Raw genomic sequence first — 17,236 nt, forward strand, 5'->3', positions numbered from 1 at the left:
GGTGGGCGGGGGCCCCGCCCGGCAAGCGCGGCCCCACACGGGCACGGGCGCGACCGTCACGGGCACACCACCTCGTCCCCCGTGACCGCCTCGAACGGTGCCCCCGAAGCCTCCGCCCGCACCGCCGTGACCCCCTTGTAGTCACCCCCCACGGTGACCCGCAGGGTCCCGCCCCGCCCCGGCACCGCCCGCAGCTCCGCCCCCGGCAGGGCCGCCGCCAGCGACTTCGCCGACCGGTCCCACCGGGGGTCGTACTCGACGACCGTCCGCGCCCGCTCCCGCCCCGCCCCGGTCATCGGCGTGCGCGTGGTGTCGAAGCCGGTCGCGCGCAGCGCGTCGTCGACCTTCCGCCCGAGCCCGTCGGTCCGGGTCCCGTTGTAGACCTGCACGCGGACCGTCCGCGGCGGCACGTCCACGACGACCGCCTTGGGGGCCGAGGTCGAGGTCGAGGCCGAGGCCGCTGCCTTCTGCGGGGAGAGCGGCTGGTCCTCCCGTACGGCCTGGAACAGCTTCTGCGCCTTCGCCGCGTCCCACTTCACGGTCGAGCCGATGCCCTTCACGGGGAAGCCCATGTCCCCGATCGGCACGGACACGAACTCGGACGAGGCGGGGGTGAAGCCGTGCATCGCCTTGGCGAGGGCGAGCAGCTGATCCGTACCGAAGTCCTCGTCGGCCCGTACGGAGCTCAGCATCGTCGTCGCGACCTCACGGAACCGCACCGGGTTGAGCAGCACCCCGCCGTTCGTCACCCGCTCGATCAGCGCCGCAAGGAACCGCTGCTGCCGCTGCATCCGGCCGATGTCGGCGGCCCCGTCGATGTGCCGGGAGCGCACGTACTGCAGGGCCTGCCCGCCGTCCAGCTCATGGGTGCCGGGGGAGAGGTCGAGCCCCGTGTACGGGTCCTTCAGGGCGCGCGTCGTGCAGATCTGCACCCCGCCGACGGCGTCGACGGTCCGCATGAAGCTGGTGAAGTCGACCTCCAGGTAGTGGTCGATCTTCACGCCGGTCATCGACTCGACGGTCCGCACGGTCAGCCCGGGCCCGCCCTCGGCGTAGGCCGCGTTCAGCTTCACCGGGTGGGCCCGGTGCTTCCTGCCGCTGTTCACGTCGGTGTGCTCGGGCATCTCCGCGTACGAGTCACGGGGGAGGCTGACGACGCTGGCCCGCTCCCGGTCCTCGGAGATGTGGACGAGCATGATGGTGTCGGTGCAGTGGCAGGGCTCGCCGCCGAGCCGGTACTTCGCCCTCTCCTCGGGGGTGATCCGGTCGCGGCCGTCGGTGCCGACGAGCAGCACGTTCATCCCGTGCCCGGCCTGCGGCCGGTTCTTCATGTCCTTGAAGGGGTCGACCCGGGTGATCCCGGTGTCGAGGCCGGTCACCAGGGCGTGCCCGACCCCGCCCGCCGCGAGGACCACCACGGAGAGCGCCGTCGCCGTCCGCATCCCCCACCGGGGCCGCCTCCGCCGGCGGACCGGTACGCGACGGGCGGCGGGCCGGGGACGGGGCGTGCGGGGCGGTGTGGGCACGGACGGGCACCTCCGCGGGTGGGACAGGGGACCGTGAGCACGGTAGGCCCATACGATCAGCGCAAGGGCGCACCACCCGCTCGGCGCGCACCGGTGTCCCCCGTTCGCGGTAACGTGGCGGGCGATACTGCTGTCTTCCGGGGGACGACCCCCGTACCCCCGAGGAACCATGCTGCCCCCCGTCTCCGTGATCATGCCGGTCCTCAACGAGGAGCGGCACCTGCGCAACTCGGTCCGCCACATCCTGGAGCAGGAGTACGACGGCGAGATGGAGGTGGTGATCGCCCTCGGTCCGTCCACGGACCGCACGGACGAGATCGCCGCCGAGCTCGTACGCGAAGACCCCCGGGTCCACACCGTGCCGAACCCCACCGGCCGTACCCCCGCCGCGCTCAACGCGGCGATCCAAGCCTCCCGTCACCCGATCGTGGTGCGCGTCGACGGCCACGGCATGCTCTCCCCGAACTACATCGCCACCGCCGTCCGGCTCCTGGAGGAGACCGGCGCGCAGAACGTCGGCGGCATCATGCACGCCGAGGGCGAGAACGCCTGGGAGGACGCGGTCGCCGCCGCCATGACCTCGAAGATCGGCGTGGGCAACGCCGCCTTCCACACGGGCGGCGAGGCGGGCCCGGCGGAGACGGTCTACCTGGGCGTCTTCCGGCGCGAGGCGCTGGAGCAGCAGGGCGGCTACAACGTGGAGTTCATCCGCGCCCAGGACTGGGAGCTGAACTTCCGCATCCGCGAGGCCGGCGGTCTGATCTGGTTCTCGCCGGAGCTCCGCGTCCAGTACCGCCCGCGACCCTCGGTGAAGGCGCTCGCGAAGCAGTACAAGGACTACGGCCGCTGGCGCCACGTGGTGGCCCGCTACCACCAGGGCTCCATCAACCTGCGCTACCTGGCCCCGCCGACCGCCGTCTGCGCGATCGCCGCCGGTCTCGTCGTGGGCGCCGTCCTGACCCCGCTCGGCTTCGTGATCCCGGCCGGCTACCTCGCCGCGATCACCGTCGGCTCCCTCCCGGCGGGCAAGGGCCTCTCCCTGAAGGCCCGCCTGCAGATCCCGGTGGCCCTCGCGACGATGCACATGTCCTGGGGCTACGGCTTCCTCACCAGCCCCCGCTCCCTCGCGAAGAAGGTCATCGCGAGCCGCCGCCCGGCGGTGAAGGCGGAGCACGTCTGACCGTCCCGTACACGACACGGCGAAGGCCGGACCCCCCGCGGGGGGTCCGGCCTTCGCCGTGTCGTACGGAGTGGACCGGGGTCAGTTCTTCGACTTGCCGTCCCACTTGTAGACCGAGTAGATGTCCATGCACGTCGCCTTGTCGTCGGCGCCGTCCGGCAGGTCGCCGGCTTCGGTCTGCGGCTTCTTGTACGTGTCGCCCTCGCGCCAGTCGGCGCCCACGATCAGGGTGATGCCCTGCGCGTCGGCGGCGGTGTCGGCCCGGACGGCCGAGGCGGGCAGTCCGAGGGCCGTCGCCACGGACTGGGCGTTCGACTTGCCCTGCTCGCCGCTCGCCTTCGGGTAGGTGACGACGGTGTCCTTGCGGCCCTCGCCCTCCTGGGTGGGTTCCGCCTGGGTGAAGCCCTTGCCCTGGAGCGTGGTCGCCATCTTCTTGGCCCGGCCCTCGGCGGGGGCCTGACCGTCGCCGTCGGTGCCGTTGACGACCGTGACGGCGATGGAGGCGGGGTCCTCGGCCGGCGTCTTCGGCTTCGCCGACTTCGACGGCTTCGGCTTGGCGTCGGCGGGGTCGCCGTTCTTGTCGAGGGCGACGTCGTCGCGGAGCATCGCCCACATCTTGTCGGCGGACGACGGGACCAGCTGCAGCCACTCCTTGGGCCGCTGCGGATACTCGACCGTCGGGACCGTGGCCGTGGTGAGCCGGTCCAGCTTCACGTTCTTGAACTGCATCGACAGGTCGTACAGCTTCTTCACGGAGCGGATCTCGTCGGAGACCTGGAGCGCCGTCGTGGCCGTCTCGGCCAGGCCGGTCAGCCTGCCGGTGTCGGTCCAGGCGTTCTGCTCCTGAAGCCGCTTCATCATGCCGTTCATGTACATGTGCTGGGCCTTGGCGCGGTTCTGGTCGCTGCCGAAGGCGTGCCGGGTGCGCAGCCACTGGAGGGCCTGCTCGCCCTTGATCTCGTGGGTGCCCTCGGTCAGCTGGAGGCCGGAGCCGCCGTGCTGCGCCGCGGTCGACCGGTCCCAGACGCCGGTCTTGACGCAGACCGGGACGCCGCCGACCTCGTCGGCCATCGCCACCACGCCGGCGAAGTCGACCATCATCCAGTGGTCGATGTAGACCCCGGTGAGGCTCTCCCAGGTGGTGAGGGTGCAGCCGGGACCGCCGCGCTGGAGCGACTCGTTGATGGGCCGGTTGTCGGTGGCGGCGTAGGACGTGCCGTCCTTGTCCGTGCACTTCGGGATGTGGACGACGGTGTCGCGCGGGATCGAGGTGATCGAGGCGTTCTTCCGGTCCGCCGAGATGTGCAGCAGCATCTGCACGTCGGCGAGCGGCTTGCGGTTCTTGTCGTCCCGGCCGCCGCCGAGGGCGATGTTCTTCTCGTCGTTCCGGCTGTCGGAGCCGATGAGGAGGATGTTCAGCGGTGTGTCGCCGAGCGCGTTCGGCGCGGCGCGCTTCACGCCGCTGTCGCCGCCCGCGCGGCTGCCGCCGCGGATGTTGCCGTTCAGGTGCTCGTAGTACAGATAACCGGCGCCGGCCGTGCCGAGTATCAGCAGCGACAGCGTGATCGCCGTCCACCGCAGCACCTTGCGCTTGCCGGTCTTCTTGGCACGGCGGCGCGCGGCGGCGCGTCCGCTCGGGCCCGTGCCGTCACCGCCACCCCCGCCGCGCCGGCGCTCGGCGCGGGTCGACGCGGGTGCGTCGGTGTCCGTCTCCTCGGGAGCGTCGCCCTTCGCGCCGGTCGCCTCGCCGGCGCCGTGCAGGTCGTCGTCCCAGCCCAGTTCACGGGCGCGCGGAACGCGTCCCCGCGTTCCCTCCCCACGCACGCTGCTCTGTCCCACCCCAGGTCCCCTCGTCAGTCAGCAGTGCCCAAGCCCCGGTTTTTCCGGGTCACTTGGCGCACACCTGCTTGTCAGCTGCTACCTTCTCCAGATCCTTCGGCGCCTTTGCCGGTCCGGTGATGGGCATCCCCGCCCCCTTGAAGTCGGCGCCGAGGACGAGCGTCATGGGCTCGCGCTCCCCGGCGTCCTGAGTGCCCGGCTTGAGAGCCGTGGCCGGCAGACCCATCATGTCCGCGAGCGTGCGGGCCTGATCGGCCTGGTTCGGTGCGTACGTGAGCGTGGTCTTCGCCGCCTTCTCGGGGGCGTTGCTCTTGTTGGTGGAGCGGTTCACGCCCTGCTCGTTCTGCAGCCAGTTGATGGTCGACTGGGCCGCGCCGGTGATGCCGCTGCCGTTGTAGACGTCGACGCGCACCTCGGCCGCGGTGGACCGCGTGCCCTTGAGGAGCGCGGCCTGCGCGTTCTTGGCGTCCTGCTGCTTCTTCTTCACCTCGGTGAGCGAGGTGTCGGACTGGATCATCGCGAACAGCTGCGGCGCCTTCACCGGGTCGGGGACGACCGTGGCCCTGATCTTCTCGGCGGGGTTGTCGATGACCGGCAGGGTCGTGAACGCGATGTTCTTGGTGTCGATGGAGGACAGCTCGCGGGCCAGGTCCTGGAGCTTGGTGAGCGAGCCTATGCCGGAGTCGACGGTGAGGGCGCTCGTCGCCGCGTTGGCGAGGTCGTACAGCTTGCCCGGGTCCGTCAGCGTGTCGTCCGACTTCATCTGCCGGATCATCGAACTCAGGAACTGCTGCTGGACCTTGATGCGGTCCAGGTCGCTCTCGTTGCCGAAGCTGTGCCGGGTGCGGACGAAGGCGAGGGCCTGCTCGCCCTTGACGACCGACTCGCCGGCGGGGAGCTTCAGGTGCGACTTCGGGTCGTTCACGGCCTTCTCGACGCAGACCTTCACGCCGCCGACGGCGGTCGTCATCTCCTTGACGGCGTTGAAGTCGGCCATCATGAAGTGGTCGACCTCCACGCCGGTGAGCTCCTGGACCGTGCGCATGACGCAGCCGGGGTCGCGGCCGTCCTGGCCGAGGCTGACGTTGAAGCGGACGTCCGTCTGGGCGGGGATCGTCTTGATGGTCCCGTCGGCCTGGCGCGACTGGCACTCGGGGATGTCGGTCTTCATGTCGCGCGGGATGGAGAGCGCCGTGGCGTTCGTCCGGTCCTTGGAGACGTGGAAGAGGATCGTGGTGTCGGCGTGGCCGGGGCTGTTCTTGTCGCCGTAGCCCGCGTTGCCCTCGCCGGTCCGCTTGTCGGTGCCGATGACCAGGATGTTGAAGGCCTTGCCCTTGGCGAAACCGGCGTTGGTGTTCTTGCCGACGACGTCGACGACGTCGAGGTTGTTGTTGAGCTTGTTGTAGATCGCGTACGCGCCGGCGGCGCCGCCCACGAGCACGAACGCCATCGTGCCGCCGGTCCACAGCAGGACCTTCTTCTTGCGGCCGGCGCCCTGCTTGCGCTTGCGGCGGCTCTGCGGCGGCACCTGGCCGCCCGCGGCCGGCTCCGGGGCGCGGCGGCGGCGCTGGCCGGGGAGGGGAGCCTCGGGCGGCTCGGAGGCGGGGGTCGGCGCGGGGGCGGCGGGGGTGGATCTCCGGGTGCGGGGCGGGGACTGCGCCTGCGACTGCCCAGCGGAGCGGTCCAGTCGCAGTTCGTAGTTGCCGGTCTGCGGGTTGAGGACCCACTGGTCGGCGGGGTCGATCTCGTCCGCCCGTCCACGGCTGTGCGCGTCCACGGTTACTCGAGTCCTCCGTCGGTGCCACGCGAGGCGCCTCCCCCACAGGGCGCCGCTCTCTCGGTCGTTCGATCCTTGCTGAGTGCGACCACGCGGTCGGGGTGCACCGGATCGCGTCACACTATCCGCCCAGTTCAGCGTGGGGCGACGTCCGTGACAAATTCCACGCCCCTTACAACCGGGCAATTTGCCCAAACCTCATCGGTCCCCGCGCTCGCCTTGGCGCGCGCTTTACTCACACACCCCTTCCGCCGCGTTCCGTCCCGTGAAGGTCGGCGTCGCCGACGGCGGCGACGTCTCCGTGTCGTCGGGCTTCCCGTCCCCGTCCCCGTCCGTGCCCGGGTCCTTCTTGTCCGTGTCCGGCGTCACCAGGACGGGCTTGTCCTCGCGCAGTTGCCGGAAGAGGTCGTTCGCCGCGGGTTGCACCAGTTCGTCACGATTCGCGTCGTATCGGTAGGAGCGGCGCGGGACGGTGAGGAACTGCACCTTCTCGGTCGGGATGGCCCGCATGGCCCGCGCCAGGTCGTACAGGTCCCGCAGCGAGTCGAGCCCCGGGTCCGTGGTGATCGCCTTCGTGGCCGCGTCCAGGACCGGGTAGAGCTTGGTCGGGTTGAGCAGCACGCCGTTGCTCTGCACCTTGTTGACGAGGGCACCGAGGAACTGCTGCTGGCGGTCCATCCGTTCGGTGTCGCTGCCGTTCCCGATCGACTTGCGGGCCCGGACGAAACCGAGGGCCTGCTCCCCGTGGAGCGTCTGGCGGCCCGCCGGCAGCTTCAGCTTCGCGTCCGCGTCGTCCACCGGCTCCTTGAGGCAGACCTCCACCCCGTCCACCGCGTCCACCATCTTCTTGAAGCCCTGGAAGTCGATCACCATGTGGTGGTCGACCCGGATCCCGGTCAGCTTCTCGACGGTACGGATCGTGCACGCCGTGCCGCCGAACTCGAAGGCCCAGTTGAACTGAGCGAACTGCTCCCGGGTGCGGGCCCCGTCCGCCTTGCGGCAGCTCGGGATCGTCACCATCAGGTCGCGCGGCAGGGAGACGGCCGTCGCGCTCGACTTCCCCGCCGCGAGGTGCAGCAGGATCGTCGTGTCGGAGCGCTGGGTTCCCTTGTCCTTGCCGTACTTGCGGTTGCCCTCGCCGGCCCGGGTGTCCGAGCCGATGAGCAGGATGTTCCGCGCGGCCGAGGTGCCCGCCGGCGGCCGCTCCTTCTCGTACTTCTCCAGCTCGGCGGCGGCGGTGGTGTCGGTGGTGATGTTGTCGTCGAGCTTCCGGTAGAACCACCAGCCGACCCCCGCGGCGGCCAGCACGACGACCGCGACGCCGAGGGCCGCCCAGCGCAGCCAGTGACGCCGGCGCGGCTCCTCCGGGGCGCCGGGAGCCCCGTCCTCCGGCGCCGGAGGATCCGGTTCGGCGGGCGTGCCTGCACGGTCCGTCACGTCTGGGTCCGTCCTTCGTGGCGTCGGCGGCGCGCCGGGCGTCCGCCGGTCACAGGAGGAGACGGCCGAACCCGACGCATGGTTGTGCGGAAGGAGTCGACTCCCCCCGGCCGATCATGTACCGGACTCGGCGCCGGGACCCGGGGACTCGGCGCGCCACTACGCCGATCGGGTTCAGCCGGTACGGCTCAGAGCGGTCCTGGTGGCGGATCGGCGCTCAGGTGGGCGGGGGCCGGTGCCGGAGCGTGCCGGGCTGGTGTGGGGGGTCCCTGCGGACAGGGGGTGCCCGGCGTCCCTCGTTCGCGCCCTCAGAGCGCCGTGTGCGTCACCCGCTCGCTCTCCACGCGCTTCTCCAGGGACTCGGGCGCCAGCTCGGCCAGGTTCCGGCAGAGCACCACCGAGCCGCCCGCCGCGAGGGGCGCGTACAGGCCCGCCGAGAGCCCGGCCCAGTTTTCGTAGCCCAGCCCGGAGAGCAGGCGGGAGCCGGGGGCGAGGCCGAGTGCCGCCGCGTCCGCGCGGGCCTGTTCGACGAGCTGGGCCCCGCTGCGTTCCGTACCGTCGACGACGAGCGCGGGAGCTTCCGGATCGACCGGTATGAACGGGGCGAACCGGTCGCCCTGGCTCGGCACCTCGACCGCGTAGTCCGCGTATCCGGCGGGCGCGGCCGGGAAGCGGCGGCCCAGCGGGGCCAGGGAGAGCGCGATCCGCTCCCCGGAGCAGGCGAGACCCGCCTCCAGGGTGTCAGGCCCCGCCACCACGACGTCCGCGTCCGAGGGGTCGCCGCCGATCTCCGCGGTCACGCCGACGGAGGCGCAGGCGAGCAGCCAGACGGCGCTCTGCCAGTGCGCGGGCAGCAGCAGCGCGAGCCGGTCGCCGGGCCCGGCGGACAGCTCGCCCTGGAGCAGGTTCGCCGTCTTGGCCACCCAATTGGCGAAGGTGGCGACGGACAATTCCACCCGCTCACCGGTGGCGTCGTCGTAGAAGGTGACCAAGGGGCGGGCGGGGTCCGCGGCGAGCGCGGATCGCAGCAGGTCGGCAGGGGTGCGGTCGCTGGCGTTCACGCCGGACAGCGTACGCGGGCGGGTGTGCGCGGGTCCGCCGTACCGGTGACGGCGTCCTCCGGTCGGACCGACGTCCCGTCAGTTTCCGGGCCGGTTCCCGGCGCGCGGAACACCCCGGCGGTACGCACGATCGGCCCATGCGTGCCTCACTCGCCTCCACGATCGCCGTCACCTGTGCGGCGGTGCTCGCCCTGCCGGTCTCCCTCACCGCGCCGGCGGCGGCCACGGCGCCACCCGCGGCCGCCCCCGCACTGCCACCCGCGCCCGAACTGCCGGGCTCCACCCAGTCGCTGCCCCTCGAACCGCTCGGCGCCGCCACGCGCGCCCTCGGCGACGCGGCCGGCTCCGACGGGCAGGGGCTCACCCGACGCGACGTCAGGCCCTTCTCGCTCGTCGGCGTCGTCTGGGACGACCCGGCGGCTCCGCTGCACGGCACCGTGCAGGTCCGCACCCGCGCCACCGGCGGCGGCGCCTGGTCGCCGTGGCAGGACGTGGAGACCCACAACGAGGAGCACGGCGCCGACCCCGATACCGCCGAGGGCTCCGCCCGGGCGCTCCGGGGCTCCACCGCCCCGCTGTGGGTGGGCGACTCGGACGGCGTCGAGATCCGCGTACGGGGAGAGGAACCGCTCCCGGCGGGCCTCCGGCTCGAACTGGTGGATCCGGGCGAGGGCCCGGCGGCACCGGAGGAGACCGCTTCCCGGCCCCGTGGCGTCGCGGCCCCCGCCCCGGTCGGCACGAGCGCGGCGGAGGAGGCCGCGAGCGCGGTGAACGCCCGCCTCGCGCCCTACGGCGCGACCTGGATCCCGGCCCTCTCGAAGGAGGAGACCGAGATCGAGGCCCGGAACATGCCGCGGGCGCGGGCGGTCCCCGCCGGCTTCGCCGCCGCGGCGGCGAAGCCGTACATCGGACCCCGACCCAAGATCATCACCCGTAAGGGGTGGGGCGCCGACGAGCGGATCCGCGAGAAGGGCTTCGTCTACACGAAGACCATCAAGGCGGCCTTCGTCCACCACAGCGCCACCGGCAACAACTACACCTGCAAGCAGGCCCCCTCCGTCCTGCGCAGTATCTACCGCTACCACGTCAAGAGCAGTGGCTGGCGAGACTTCGGCTACAACTTCGCCGTCGACAAGTGCGGAAACATCTACGAGGGCCGGGCCGGCGGCGTGGCCAAGCCGGTCATGGGCGCGCACACCCTCGGCTTCAACACCAACAGCATGGGCATCGCCGTCCTCGGCACCTTCAGCCGCAGCGCCCCGCCGGCCGCCGCCGTGACCGCCATCGCCCGCCTGACGGCTTGGAAACTCGGGCTCCACGGGGTGAATCCGAAGGGAACGTCGTACCTGATCTCAGGGGGCGGAAACCTGTACAAGAAGGGCAAGAAGGTCCGGTTCAACGCCATCGCCGGACACCGTGACGGATTCGCCACGGACTGCCCCGGCGGACGCCTCTACAACAAGCTCGGCACGGCCCGGACGAGCTCGGCGAAGTACCAGGGAAGGCTCTGATGGGGTCAGGGAGGCAACCATCTGCATAAACTGACCGGTCATATCGCACGGACGACCGAGACGGGCGACCGACCGGCCCCGAACAGGAAGCAGAGACGACAAGGTGACAGAAGCGATACTCCTGGTCGGTGGCAAGGGCACACGGCTGCGACCCCTCACGGTCAACACGCCCAAGCCCATGGTCCCGGCGGCGGGCGTCCCCTTCCTGACCCACCAGCTGGCCCGGGCCCGTGCCGCCGGCATCGAGCACATCGTGCTCGCCACTTCCTACCTGGCCGAGGTCTTCGAGCCGTACTTCGGCGACGGTTCCTCCCTCGGCCTCAGCCTGGAGTACGTCACCGAGGAGGAGCCGCTGGGCACCGGCGGCGCGATACGCAACGTGGCCTCGCGCCTGCACTCGGGCCCCGACGACCCGGTCCTCATCTTCAACGGCGACATCCTCACGGGCCTCGACATCCAGGCCCTCGTCGACACCCACTCCTCCTCCGGCGCGGACGTCTCGCTCCACCTCACCCGGGTCGAGGACCCGCGCGCCTTCGGCCTGGTCCCCACGGACGACACCGGCCGCGTCACCGCCTTCCTGGAGAAGCCGCAGACGCCCGAGGAGATCGTCACCGACCAGATCAACGCGGGCGCGTACGTCTTCAAGCGCTCGGTCATCGACTCGATCCCCACGGGCCGCCCGGTCTCGGTGGAGCGCGAGACGTTCCCGGAGCTGCTCTCCGCCGGGGCGCACCTCCAGGGCATGGTCGACTCCACGTACTGGCTGGACCTCGGCACCCCGCAGGCCTTCGTCCGCGGTTCCGCCGACCTGGTCCTCGGCCGCGCCCCCTCCCCGGCCGTCCCCGGCCGCTGCGGCGACCGCCTGGTCCTGCCGTCCGCGCGCGTCGCCCCGGACGCCAAGCTGACCGGCGGCACGGTGGTGGGCGCGGACGCGGTCGTCGGCGAGGGCGCCCGCGTCACGGGCTCCGCGCTCCTCGCGGGCGCGATCGTCGAACCGGGCGCGGTGATCACGGACTCCCTGATCGGCGCGGGGGCCCGCATCGGCGCCCGTACGGTCGTCAGCGGGGCGGTCATCGGGGACGGGGCGCAGGTGGGGCCGGACAACGAACTCCGCGAGGGCGTCCGGGTCTGGTGCGACACCACCCTCCCCGCAGGCGCGCTCCGCTTCTCCTCGGACCAGTAACCACCCCACCCCCGGGGCGACGCCCGCCCCGGGGGTGGGCTACGCCACCGGGGAGGTGCCCACCCACACGCCGGTCGCGAGCACCCGTTCCGCCGGGGCGGTGCCCACCCCCACGTCCGTTCCGGGCTGCGCCGGCCGGGGCGGTGCCCCGCCCACCCCCGTTGTGGGCAGTCGTTCCACCGGGACGGTGCCCACCCCGTTGTGGGCATGCGTTCCGCCGGGGCGGAACGGGTGGGCACAACGGAACGGCGCCCTTGCCGGCGCCAGAGGCTCCCGCGCCCTGACCCGCACCGACCGGTACGGCGCACAACGTGCTGCGGGTCCAGGCGCGGAACGCGGAGGCGCCGCTAAAGGGCGCCGTCCCGTGTGCCCACCCTCCCCCAAGCTCTCGGCTTCGCTCGAGCAGGGGGGACCCCCTCGCCCCAGCGGGACGATTGCCCACACGGCGGGTGGGCACCGCCCCGGCGGGCGCGGCCCGCACGAAGGCGGGGGGCACCGCCCCGGTGGGCGCGCGCCCACACGGGAGCCAGGGCGCGGGCACCGCCCCGCAAGCGCGCCCCCGCACGGGCGGAGGCACCGCCCCGCAAGCGCGCCCCCACACGGGCGGGCGGAGGCACCGCCCAACAGGCGCGCAGCCACACGACCGCACCGCCCGGCAAGCCCGCGCGGCTACGCTCGTACCCATGGCCGGCCGCTTCGCACCCAGACCCACCCGCACCACCCTCCGCGGCGGCCACATCCCCCTGCCCGCCGCCACAGGCGCGCCCGCCGCCACAGGCGCGCTCGACCTCGGCCTCACCCTCGGCCCCCTCCGCCGCGGCCCCGCCGACCCCACCTTCCGGGTGACCCCGGACGGCTCGGTCTGGCGGGCCAGCCGTACCCCGGACGGCCCCGGCACCCTCCGGGTCCGGATCGAGCAGGGGCGGCCCGGCGCCGAGGCGTGGGGCCCGGGAGCCGGCTGGCTCCTGGACCGCCTCCCCGCCCTCCTCGGTGCCGAGGACGACCCGACCGCCTTCGTCCCCCGCCACAAGCTGCTCCTGGCGACGCACCGCCGCCGCCCGGGTCTGCGTCTCACCCGCACCGGCCTGGTCCTGGAGTCGCTGATCCCGTCGATCCTGGAGCAGAAGGTCACGACGCACGAGGCCTACGGGTCGTGGCGGGTGCTCGTGCGGAAGTTCGGCGAGCCGGCCCCGGGCCCGGCGCCGGACGGCATGTACGTGATGCCGGACGCGCGCGCGTGGGCGCGGATCCCGTCCTGGGAGTGGCACCGCGCGAACGTCGACGGCAAGCGTTCGGCCACGATCGTCCGCGCGGCGCGGGTCGCGGCCCGTCTGGAGGAGGCCGCGCTCATGGAACCGCCGGCGGCCCGCGAGCGCCTGGAGCTGATCCCGGGCATCGGCCCGTGGACGAGCGCCGAGACGGTCCAGCGCAGCAACGGCGCCCCGGACGAGGTCACCACCGGCGACCTGCACCTGCCGGGCATCGTCGGCTGGGCGCTCGCGGGCGACCGCACGACCGACGACGAGGCGATGCTGGAGCTCCTGGCCCCGTACGCGGGCCAGCGCCACCGGGCGGCCCGCCTGATCCTCCTCAGCGGCCGCGTGCCACCGCGCCGGGCTCCCCGCATGACGCCGGGCGACATCAGGGCCCTCTAGAAGACCCTCACCGCACCTCGACGAACTCCGAAGCGAGCCGCGCCGGCCGTTCCTTCGGCGGCGCCGCCGGATGGCCGATGGCGACCGCGCCCATCGGGTCCCACCCCTCCGGCAGCCCGAGGACGTCCCGTACGACGTCCCGGCAGAACATCGTCGAGGACACCCAGGCCGAGCCGAGCCGCTCACCGGCGAGCGCCACGAGGAAGTTCTGCACGCCCGCGCCCGTGGCCACGAGGAACATCTCGCGTTCGGCGGCGTCCCGGCGCGGGTCGCCGTAGTGGTGGGAGCCGTCCATGACGAGGCAGGGCACGGCGAGGTAGGGCGCGTCGCGCAGGACGTCCCCGCGCCGGACCCGCTTCGCGATGGACTCCTCGGACTTGCCGTCCCGTCGCAGGTCCGCGATCCACGCGTCCCGCATCGCGTCGAGCAGCCGCGTCCGCGACCGCTGCGACTCCAGGAGGACGAACCGCCACGGGGTGGTGTGGTGCGGCGCCGGGGCCGTCACGGCGGCGGCGACCGCGCGCCGGACCGCCCCCGGGTCGACCGGCTCGTCGGTGAACTCCCGTACGGTCCGCCGCAGCGTCACCGCTTCCCGTACGGCCTCCGAGGTCCCGAGCCGGAACATGTCGTCGGCGGCGGAGCGGACGAGCGCCCGCGCGCCCTCCTCGCCGTCGCCGCCCACCACGTGGGGCAGCCCGCGGACGACGGCGACGGGAAGCCCGGCCGCCTTGCCCTTCACCAGGTCGCCGGCGGCGGCGAGTTCGTCGGCGGTGGCGACCACGGTCGCGCTCAGCGGGTTGCCGTGCGCGTCGGTCCCGCCGCGCAGGTCGTCGAGGACCCGCACGCCGGCCGCGCCGATGGCCACGTCGGTGAGGCCGGTGCGCCAGGGCCGCCCGAAGGTGTCCGTGACGACGACGCCGACGTCGACGCCGAGCGCCTCGCGCAGCCCCGAACGGATGCGCCGCGCCGAGGCGTCGGGGTCCTCGGGCAGCAACAGCACGGTGCCGGAAGGGGTGTTGGAGGCGTCGACCCCGGCGGCGGCCATGACGAGCCCCTGCCGGTTCTCGACGATCCGCAGCGGACCGCGCCGGGCCACCACCCGTACCGTCTCGGCGTCGATGGCCTCCTCGCGGTCGTCGGCGGCGACCATCCGGCCCTCGGCCTTGCTCACGATCTTGGAGGTGACGAGCAGGACGTCGCCGTCGACGAGCTCCGGTGACGCGGAGGCGATCAGCTTGGCCAGATCGTCCCCGGCGGCCACCTCGGGAAGCCCTGGAAGCGCCCAGACCCGGTACGAGGGGACGGCCGCGCTCACTTCCGAGCTTCCGGCGACGGTCACCCCCGCGCTTTCGGAGGCGGTCGCTCCCGCGTTTCCGGAGGCGGCCACGCCCGAGCTTTCGGCGACGGTCACCCCCGTGCCCTCCGCAGCGGCCGCCCCCGCCCCCTCCGCGGCAGTCACCCCCGGACCTCCTCGGCCAACGCCAGCGCCTCGCGTGCCATCGCGGCCGTCGCGTCCACGTCGGTCATCATCAGCGGCACCGCGCGGCAGGCGATGCCCGCCGCCTCGACCTCCGCGACCGTGCCCGCGTCGACGGTGTCCACGAGCCAGCCGCCGACGAGTTCGGCGCCGTAGTGCAGGGCGACCGCCGCCGCCGTGGACTCCACGCCTACGGCCGCGAGCACCTTGTCGGCCATGCCGCGCACGGGGGCGTCGCCGACGATGGGGGAGAGGCCCACGACCGGCGCCCCGGCCGCGACGACCGCCTCACGGATCCCCGGCACGGCCAGGATCGTCCCGACGCTCACCACGGGGTTGGACGGCGGGAAGAGGATGACGTCCGCCTCGGCGATCGCCTCCAGGACGCCCGGCGCGGGCTTTGCGGCCTCCGCGCCGACCGGCACGACGGCCTTCGCGTCGACGGAGGCGCGCAGCTTCACCCAGTACTCCTGGAAGTGCACCGCGCGCTGCTCGCCGTCCACCTCGATCGCCACGTGCGTCTCGACGCGGTCGTCGGACATGGGGAGGAGGCGCACGCCGGGCTGCCAGCGGGCGCACAGGGCCTCGGTGACGGCGCTCAGCGGGTAGCCCGCGCCGAGCATCTGCGTGCGGACGATGTGGGTGGCGAAGTCACGGTCGCCGAGGCCGAACCACTCGGGCCCGACCCCGTACGCCGCGAGCTCCTCCTTGACGGTGAAGGACTCGTGCGTGCGTCCCCAGCCCTGCTCCTCGTTGATGCCACCGCCGAGGGTGTACATCACCGTGTCCAGGTCGGGGCAGACCTTCAGCCCGAAGAGATGGATGTCGTCACCGGTGTTGCCGATGACCGTGATCTCCGCGTCCGGCGCGGCCTGCTTGAGGCCGCGAAGGAAACGGGCACCACCGATGCCGCCGGCCAGAACCACAATGCGCATGCACGCAGTTTGTCAGGCGGGGAGGACCTCGGGGGCGGCCGGGGCGCACTGGGCCCGGAGCGACTCGTGCATCGGCATCTCGGTCAGGCCGGGGAAGTAGACGTGCAGGCTGACGGCCGGTTCGAGGGAGTCGTTGGCGACCTCGTGGACGTACCCGGGGGCGAAGACGCGCTGCGCGCCGCCGGAGAGCGTCCGCACGCCCCGGTCCGTGCGCTCGGTGAGCTCGCCCTGCAGGACGGTCAGCACGCCGGAGGAGAGGCCGTGGTCGTGGAGCCCGCTGCCCTGTCCGGGCACCCAGGAGAGCAGCCAGACCTCGTAGCCGGGTCCGGTGCGCAGGCGGTGGTACCAGCGGGTGGTGGCGTCGTACTCGACGTACGGGGCCCACTGGGAGCGGTCGTCGGCGATGGAGCGCGCGAGGCCGGCGAACTCGGCCACGGTGACGGGGTGGGCGCGCTCGGGCTGGAGGAGGTGCGGGACCTCGAGGATGTCGCCGGCGATCTGAAGGTCGCTGTCCATGTTCATGGGGTGGGGAGGTTCCTCAGCAGAAACAGAAGCGGTGGGGGGTCACGAAAGAGAGGTGACACGGGTGACGCGGGGTGACGCTGGGGGAAGAAGCTGGAGCTCTACGGCATCAACAGCTGGGACAGCAACAGCAACAGCGCGCCTGGACAGCGCGGCGGAACCCACGGCTGTGGGTCGCGGAGGGCGCTGCGGTCGCTGGCATGCCACCAAAGGTGGCCGGAGGGGCACCCGACTGTCAACTCAATGCCCGATTTGGGGGCAATGTTTCACCTCATCCGGTTACTGTGCCCGGAGAAAGGTTTGTTCAGGCGCGGACCAGGACAGATGGCGCTTCGACCGCGCCCTCAAACATGGAGGGCTGTGATCGGGCTGTGATCCAGATCGCTTCCATGGTCGGATCGCAACAAGATCCAAGTCCTGGACGTCCTCCTCTGTGAAGGCGGCACGGCGCGATCAAGCCAGCGGCATGTGTCACGTTTTTTGGTGATTTGAACACTTTCCGCATACGCTTGGTTCCGCAGAGTGAATACGGGGCCCAATAGCAGATCTCGGCTTGACTCGCACAGAGCACGAACTTGTAATTTCACTCGTGTCGTTCGGCCGGGTTCGCCCCGGCAACATCACGGGGACGCACAGAACAGACGAGGGGCGCACATGACCGAGTTGTTCCAGGAACTGCTGGTCGAGGACGCGGACGAGGAACTCGGCTGGCAGGAGCGCGCGCTGTGCGCCCAGACCGATCCCGAGTCCTTCTTCCCCGAGAAGGGCGGCTCGACCCGCGAGGCCAAGAAGGTCTGCCTCGCCTGCGAGGTCCGCTCCGAGTGCCTCGAATACGCCCTGCAGAACGACGAGCGGTTCGGCATCTGGGGCGGCCTCTCCGAGCGCGAGCGACGCCGGCTGAAGAAGGCCGCCGTCTGAACCGCGCGAAGCCTGCCGGGCCCCCCGCGCCACGGCGCGCACACCAGGACATGACGAACGGTCCGCCCCCTGTGCACCATCCACAGGCGGCGGACCGTTCCGCGTGTCCGGCACGGTGTCCCTTACGAAGCCCTCCCGCACGGTCTGTCCACAGGGCGGCGGACCGCTCCGCGTGCAGCCGTTAGTGTGGGCCTCCGTCCGAGACGCTCCCC

13 protein-coding genes are annotated in these 17,236 nt (G+C 72.4%); 5 read left to right on the forward strand and 8 right to left on the reverse strand.

Features of this window, described 5'->3' with window-relative positions; genetic code table 11:
• Positions 1–56: 56 nt before the first annotated feature.
• Positions 57–1,442 carry an LCP family protein gene (locus tag BLW86_RS23010; RefSeq protein WP_093875796.1) on the reverse strand — a complete coding sequence of 462 codons (1,386 nt, stop codon included), beginning with the start codon at positions 1,440–1,442 and terminating at the stop codon, positions 57–59.
• Positions 1,443–1,695: 253 nt separating this feature from the next.
• Between BLW86_RS23010 and BLW86_RS23015 the strand changes: the two genes are divergently transcribed.
• Entirely contained in the window at positions 1,696–2,706 is a 1,011-nt protein-coding gene (locus BLW86_RS23015) for a glycosyltransferase family 2 protein (RefSeq protein WP_093875797.1), read from the forward strand.
• 81 nt (positions 2,707–2,787) lie between these two features.
• Here BLW86_RS23015 and BLW86_RS23020 read toward each other — a convergent pair whose 3' ends face one another.
• From BLW86_RS23020 to BLW86_RS23035, 4 genes are all read right to left on the reverse strand, one after another.
• Positions 2,788–4,545: an LCP family protein gene (locus tag BLW86_RS23020; RefSeq protein WP_256341396.1), complete on the reverse strand. Its 1,758-nt coding sequence runs from the start codon at positions 4,543–4,545 to the stop codon at positions 2,788–2,790.
• A gap of 49 nt (positions 4,546–4,594) precedes the next feature.
• Entirely contained in the window at positions 4,595–6,322 is a 1,728-nt protein-coding gene (locus BLW86_RS23025; protein ID WP_093875798.1) for an LCP family protein, read from the reverse strand.
• Positions 6,323–6,553: 231 nt separating this feature from the next.
• Positions 6,554–7,759 carry an LCP family protein gene (locus BLW86_RS23030; protein WP_093875799.1) on the reverse strand — a complete coding sequence of 402 codons (1,206 nt, stop codon included), beginning with the start codon at positions 7,757–7,759 and terminating at the stop codon, positions 6,554–6,556.
• Positions 7,760–8,067: 308 nt separating this feature from the next.
• Positions 8,068–8,820: a TIGR03089 family protein gene (locus BLW86_RS23035; protein ID WP_093875800.1), complete on the reverse strand. Its 753-nt coding sequence runs from the start codon at positions 8,818–8,820 to the stop codon at positions 8,068–8,070.
• A gap of 137 nt (positions 8,821–8,957) precedes the next feature.
• Between BLW86_RS23035 and BLW86_RS23040 the strand changes: the two genes are divergently transcribed.
• The 3 genes from BLW86_RS23040 (at position 8,958) to BLW86_RS23050 (ending at position 13,172) form a co-directional block, all read left to right on the forward strand.
• A complete protein-coding gene (locus BLW86_RS23040) occupies positions 8,958–10,331 on the forward strand; it encodes a peptidoglycan recognition protein family protein (RefSeq protein ID WP_093875801.1) in 1,374 nt (457 codons plus the stop codon).
• 103 nt (positions 10,332–10,434) lie between these two features.
• A complete protein-coding gene (locus BLW86_RS23045; protein ID WP_093875802.1) occupies positions 10,435–11,517 on the forward strand; it encodes a mannose-1-phosphate guanylyltransferase in 1,083 nt (360 codons plus the stop codon).
• A 683-nt stretch (positions 11,518–12,200) separates the two neighbouring features.
• Positions 12,201–13,172: a DNA-3-methyladenine glycosylase family protein gene (locus tag BLW86_RS23050; protein WP_093875803.1), complete on the forward strand. Its 972-nt coding sequence runs from the start codon at positions 12,201–12,203 to the stop codon at positions 13,170–13,172.
• A 7-nt stretch (positions 13,173–13,179) separates the two neighbouring features.
• Here BLW86_RS23050 and BLW86_RS23055 read toward each other — a convergent pair whose 3' ends face one another.
• The 3 genes from BLW86_RS23055 to BLW86_RS23065 all read right to left on the reverse strand — a co-directional run bounded on the left by BLW86_RS23055 (position 13,180) and on the right by BLW86_RS23065 (position 16,106).
• Positions 13,180–14,487 (reverse strand): coenzyme F420-0:L-glutamate ligase, encoded by a 1,308-nt coding sequence (locus BLW86_RS23055; RefSeq protein ID WP_177181956.1) that lies wholly within the window; start codon positions 14,485–14,487, stop codon positions 13,180–13,182.
• A gap of 140 nt (positions 14,488–14,627) precedes the next feature.
• A complete protein-coding gene (cofD, locus tag BLW86_RS23060) occupies positions 14,628–15,584 on the reverse strand; it encodes a 2-phospho-L-lactate transferase (protein ID WP_093875804.1) in 957 nt (318 codons plus the stop codon).
• Positions 15,585–15,596: 12 nt separating this feature from the next.
• On the reverse strand, positions 15,597–16,106 hold the full coding sequence (locus BLW86_RS23065; protein ID WP_093875805.1) for a cysteine dioxygenase: 510 nt from the start codon (positions 16,104–16,106) through the stop codon (positions 15,597–15,599).
• A 654-nt stretch (positions 16,107–16,760) separates the two neighbouring features.
• Between BLW86_RS23065 and BLW86_RS23070 the strand changes: the two genes are divergently transcribed.
• Complete coding sequence (locus BLW86_RS23070) at positions 16,761–17,024, forward strand: WhiB family transcriptional regulator (RefSeq protein WP_015033978.1); 264 nt, start codon at positions 16,761–16,763, stop codon at positions 17,022–17,024.
• The last annotated feature ends 212 nt before the right edge of the window (positions 17,025–17,236 follow it).

Source organism: Streptomyces sp. TLI_105 (assembly GCF_900105415.1).
In the GTDB taxonomy this organism is placed as follows: domain Bacteria; phylum Actinomycetota; class Actinomycetes; order Streptomycetales; family Streptomycetaceae; genus Streptomyces.